4 protein-coding genes are annotated in these 5,924 nt (G+C 36.5%); all 4 read left to right on the forward strand.

Annotated features, from left to right (window positions below):
• The coding region (gene dcm, locus ACIQ2X_RS12870; protein WP_396179328.1) for a DNA (cytosine-5-)-methyltransferase at window positions 1-550 on the forward strand (550 nt) is incomplete at its 5' end.
• A gap of 264 nt (window positions 551-814) precedes the next feature.
• Window positions 815-3,358 (forward strand): ATP-dependent Clp protease ATP-binding subunit, encoded by a 2,544-nt coding sequence (locus ACIQ2X_RS12875; protein WP_396179329.1) that lies wholly within the window; start codon window positions 815-817, stop codon window positions 3,356-3,358.
• Window positions 3,359-3,493: 135 nt separating this feature from the next.
• Window positions 3,494-4,870, forward strand: a complete 1,377-nt coding sequence (gene rimK / locus ACIQ2X_RS12880) for a 30S ribosomal protein S6--L-glutamate ligase (RefSeq protein ID WP_396179330.1) — start codon at window positions 3,494-3,496, stop codon at window positions 4,868-4,870.
• Window positions 4,871-4,897: 27 nt separating this feature from the next.
• Complete coding sequence (locus tag ACIQ2X_RS12885) at window positions 4,898-5,827, forward strand: DUF2268 domain-containing putative Zn-dependent protease (RefSeq protein ID WP_396179331.1); 930 nt, start codon at window positions 4,898-4,900, stop codon at window positions 5,825-5,827.
• Window positions 5,828-5,924: the final 97 nt, after the last annotated feature.

A 5,924-nucleotide genomic window follows, 5' to 3' on the forward strand; every position in this document is an offset into this window, starting at 1 on the left:
AGGTTATCATATCCATTACAAATTGTTAAATGCTTCCGAGTTTGGAGTTCCACAAAAACGTGAACGTGTTTTTATAGTGGGTTTTAGAGATTTTGACGATTATTTTAATTTCAAATTCCCACAACCAAATACATTAAACGGCTCTAAAATAGTTCTTAAACAAGTCATTGACAAACAAGCAGACAAAGATGAAAAATGGTTCTTCAGTCAAAGGGCTGTTGATGGAATGTTGCGTGTTCGTGAAAAAATGAACAAAGGAAGAGTTCAAGATTTAAATCAACCTTGCAACACAATTAGTTCACATCTAGCAAAAGTAAGTCTTAATGGAACTGACCCTGTTTTAATGGTAAATGAAAGATATAGAAGATTTACACCACGAGAAGCGTCAAATATTCAATCATTTCCGCAATCATTCAAGTTAGATAGTGTTTCAGAAAACAGACAATACAAAGCAATTGGAAACGCAGTTCCACCAGTTTTAATGTGGAATGTTGTTCATTCAATTGTAGAAATTTTGAATCTTCCACAAAACAATAATATGGAAGAATGATTACAATTAGAAAGAATATATAAAGCTATAATATTGATATTACTTAATTGCAAAAATAAAAAAATATTGCTTCACTTTAATCTTAAGATTTAATATCAAATTTTATTAACATTTGTCGAATCCGTTTTAGTTGATAAGTTAATACTAATTTAACTTTTATATTTAAAATATTTTTTGTCCCTTAGCTGACATGGATTTCTATGGGAATGATTTTTGCAAAACACAATGTCAAAAGCAGCAATTTAATAGAACCAACTTATAATTATGGATGACAATTTCTCACCAAGAGTAAAAGATGTAATCACGTACAGTAAAGAAGAAGCCTTACGTTTAGGACACGACTTTATTGGGACGGAGCATCTTATGTTAGGTATCTTACGAGACGGAAACGGCAAGGCCATTAATATATTGAGCAACTTATCGATTGATTTAGATCATCTTCGAAAAAGAGTAGAGATATTAAGTCCTGCAAATCTGAATATACCTATTAATAATGATAAACGAAATTTACAACTTACCATTCAAGCAGAACGTGCTTTAAAAACTACGTTTCTTGAGGCAAAAGTTTTTAAAAGTACATCTATCAGTACCGCACACTTGCTATTATGCATACTAAGAAACGAAAACGATCCCACAACCAAGTTGCTTAATAAACTAAAAGTAGATTATGACGTAGCTAAAGAACAATATTTAAACATGACGCCAACCAATGATGATTTTTTAGAAAATTTGCCAAAGAACGAATCTTACAACGATGATTCAGGACAAGATGACAGTTTTAAAGATGCCTCGTTTAACAATCCCGCCAATAAGTCGAATAAAAAATCGAAAACTCCCGTTTTGGATAATTTTGGTAGAGATTTAACAGAAATGGCCGAAGAAGGAAAACTCGATCCGATTGTGGGTCGTGAAAAAGAAATTGAACGTGTTTCGCAAATTCTGAGCCGTAGAAAGAAAAACAATCCCCTCCTCATTGGTGAACCAGGAGTAGGAAAATCAGCAATTGCCGAAGGATTGGCTTTGCGTATTATCCAAAAGAAAGTATCCCGCGTATTATTTGGAAAACGAGTTGTGACGCTTGATCTAGCCAGTCTTGTTGCAGGAACAAAATACCGTGGACAGTTTGAAGAGCGAATGAAAGCGGTGATGAATGAACTCGAAAAAAACGACGATATAATTCTCTTTATTGACGAAATTCACACAATCGTTGGTGCTGGAGGAGCTACAGGTTCTCTCGACGCCGCCAATATGTTTAAACCTGCCTTAGCACGTGGTGAAATTCAATGTATCGGTGCTACTACCTTGGACGAATACCGTCAATACATTGAGAAAGATGGTGCTTTAGAACGTCGTTTTCAAAAAGTGATTGTGGAACCTACAACCGTTTCGGAAACCATCACTATTTTGCACAACATCAAAAATAAATACGAAGACCACCACAATGTTACTTTTACAGACGAGGCAATCGAAGCTTGTGTAAAATTAACCGACCGATACATGTCCGACCGATTTTTACCAGACAAAGCCATTGATGCCTTGGACGAAGCAGGCTCAAGAGTACACATTACCAATATTGAAGTTCCAAAACAAATTTTAGAATTAGAACGTCAATTGGAAGAGGTAAAAGAATTAAAATCAAGCGTGGTAAAAAGACAAAAATACGAAGAAGCTGCTCGACTTCGCGACGACGAAAAACGCATTGAAAAAGATTTGGCTATTGCTCAAGAACAATGGGAAGAAGATTCGAAAAACAACCGAATTGAAGTTTCAGAGGACAATGTAGCCGATGTCGTTTCGATGATGTCAGGAATCCCCGTGAATCGTATCGCTCAAACCGAAAGCAATAAACTAGCGCAACTACCCGAACTTATTCAAGGTAAGGTAATTGGACAAAATGAAGCGGTACTGAAAATTGCCCGTTCTATCCAACGAAATCGGGCGGGTTTAAAAGATCCAAATCGACCAATTGGCTCGTTTATTTTTCTTGGTCAAACGGGTGTCGGAAAAACCCAATTGGCTAAAGTAATCGCCAAAGAATTGTTTGATTCTGAAGACGCGTTGATTCGAATTGACATGAGTGAATACATGGAAAAATTCGCCATTTCACGTCTTGTGGGAGCACCTCCAGGATACGTAGGCTACGAAGAAGGCGGACAGCTGACCGAGAAAGTAAGACGCAAACCTTATTCTGTGGTACTTTTAGATGAAATTGAAAAAGCACATCCAGATGTTTTTAACATGATGCTTCAAGTTTTGGACGACGGTTATTTAACGGACAGTTTGGGCAGAAAAGTCGACTTTAAAAATACCATCATCATCATGACCTCCAATATTGGAGCGCGTCAGTTGAAGGATTTTGGTCAAGGTGTAGGTTTTGGAACCGCTGCTAAAACGGCTCAATCCGATGAACATTCGAAAAGTGTCATCGAAAACGCATTGAAAAAAGCATTTGCACCCGAATTTTTAAATCGAATTGACGACGTAATTGTATTTAATCCTTTAGAAAAAGAGCACATCAATCTCATTATCGAAATAGAATTGGAAAAACTATATGCTCGAATCAAAGAATTAGGTTACCAATTGACTTTATCAGCCGAAGCTAAAGCCTATATTGCTGAAAAAGGTTTCGATAAACAATTTGGAGCGCGACCATTGAAACGTGCCATTCAAAAATACGTTGAAGATACCTTAGCCGAAGAAATTATCACCACAAAAATTAGTATGGGAGACGAAATCTTTATGGACTACAAAGAGGGACAATCCGAATTGAGTGTGGAAGTGCATAAAATGACCGAACCAACAAAATAATTTAGAATGTACCATCTAGTACATAACCCACCTGTTTTTGCAGAGCGGGTTATGTATTTTTTTTGTTAACACTTTGGCTGTTTTCAAAAACAAATTTCTACATTTGAAAAACTTTAATCCTTAAAAAAAATGAGCATGGAAGACAAAAAAGTAATTGTAGGAAGCGAAGAATGGTGTTCATTCCCGGTACTTGGTATTCCCACAATTAAAGCACGGGTAGATTCTGGCGCTAAAACTTCTGCATTGCATGCCATTAACATCGCCCCTTTTATCAAGGATGGTGAAAACTGGGTAAAATTCGAAATCAATCCTATTCAAAATAACGTCAAAACGGTTATTCATTGCGAATCGAAATTGGTCGATAAACGGGTGGTGAAAAGTTCCAGCGGTTTTAGAGAACAACGCTACGTGATTGGTGCAGAATTGGAAATCGGGGGCCAACATTGGTCGGTTGAAATTACCTTAACCAACCGCGATTCTATGGGTTTCCGAATGCTATTGGGTCGTGAAGCCATGAGCGGCCGTGTTTTGGTCGATCCTTCTCAAAAATATTTATTGGGACAACCTTCACCCGATACATTGAAAGAATTGTACAAAACTTCTGAACAAGCCAAAACCGGTTTAAGAATTGGTGTTTTAGCGAGTAACCCTGAGTTGTATTCGAACCGACGAATTATGGAAGCGGGCGAAATGCGGGGCCACGAAATGCATTTTTTGAATATCAAAGAATGTTACATGAAACTCGATGCTACCAATCCAGAAATACACTACCGAGGAGGAATTATATTGGACAAGTTTGATGCTGTAATTCCGCGAATTCGTCCGAGCATTACCTTTTATGGCTGTGCATTGACGCGCCAGTTTGAAGCGTTGAAAGTGTTTACTTTAAATTCGGCTTCAGCCATCACCCAATCCCGAGATAAATTATATTCCTTACAATTATTGTTGAACCATGGTGTGGATATTCCCACAACGGGATTTGCCAATTCGCCTTTGGACACCAATGATTTGATTAAAATGGTGGGAGGTTCGCCTTTAATCGTTAAGTTATTAGAAGGAACTCAAGGAAAAGGCGTTGTATTGGCCGAAACCAAAAAAGCAGCAGAAAGTGTGATTAATGCGTTCAAAAGTTTGAATGCAAATATTTTAGTTCAGGAATTCATCAAAGAAGCCAATGGAAAAGACATCCGCTGTTTTGTGATTGATGGAAAAGTGGTAGCAGCCATTCAGCGAGAAGCCTTACCCGGCGAATTTAGGGCAAATATCCACTTGGGTGGCACGGCTTCCATCATAAAAGTCACAGCCGAAGAACGCCGGATTGCGATTAAAGCAGCCAAAGCCATGGATTTGAAAGTCGCAGGTGTCGATATCATCCGTTCGTCAAAAGGACCACTTTTGTTGGAAGTAAACTCCTCTCCAGGACTTGAAGGCATAGAAGGTGCAACGAATAAAGATATCGCTGGAGAAATGATTAAGGCAATTGAAAAGAATTTTAGACACAGACAGCATTAGAAATAAAGACTTTACAAATTCTACTGTATGAAATTCATTTTGTTGGTCCTTTTTTTACAATTTAGTTTTGGAGTTGCAAATGGTCAAAACAACCATATTATTGAAACCGCAGACATTAATCATTTCTGGATTGCCTTCGATGAACTAAAAAACGCAAAAAATAAGTCGGATAGTTTAACTATAATTCAAACAAAGTACCTTGATAAGTCAAGTAAATTTTTTAAAGAGTTTATCAGAGTTAGAAATTTAAAAGCCGACGAATACCTTACTATAATTTCAAAATATCCGAAATTTTGGGAGTCAATACGGGTTAAAACTCAGAAAATAAAAGACAGGAAAAACGAAATTGTAGCGATTTTCGATAACTACGAAAAAGAAATTCCAAATTTTAAAAGACCAAATGTATGTTTCGCAATAGGTTGTTTACGAACTGGCGGTACGGTCAGTGAAAACCTTATTTTGATTGGAACAGAGATCGCAGCCTCAACCCCTGACACTGATAAAACGGAACTTACACCATGGTTAAAAAGTATAATTGGTACTACAGGAGATATTGGAGCAATGGTTTCGCATGAAACAATTCACACCCAACAAAAAGGAGGTTATTTGCGTGATTTAGTTGAATTTTCGATTAGTAAAGGAGTTGCCGATTTTTTAAGTGAACAAATTTCAGGATTCAATATTAATAAAAGTGCATATGTTTATGGCGTTAAAAATGATTGTGATTTAAGAAAAGAATTTTTAGCAGATTATGCCAAAAATAAAAATGACATTTCAAAGTGGCTTTACAGCGGTACTAAATCAGTAAACCGACCTGCTGATTTAGGATATTACATTGGATACCAAATTGCAAAAGAGTACTACAATAAATCAACTGATAAAAAGAAAGCAATCACCAAACTACTAAATAGAAAAAATTATAAAAAAATACACAACTATCCGAAAGTTTTAGAATAAAAATGCCTGAGAATACCTTAATTTGAAAAATCTCTCAAAAAATCTCAAATATGGCAATTTTCAGGCGTAGCAAAAATACAAATAAACCTTTACTTGG

This window comes from Flavobacterium sp. (genome assembly GCF_044368625.1).
GTDB lineage: Bacteria > Bacteroidota > Bacteroidia > Flavobacteriales > Flavobacteriaceae > Flavobacterium.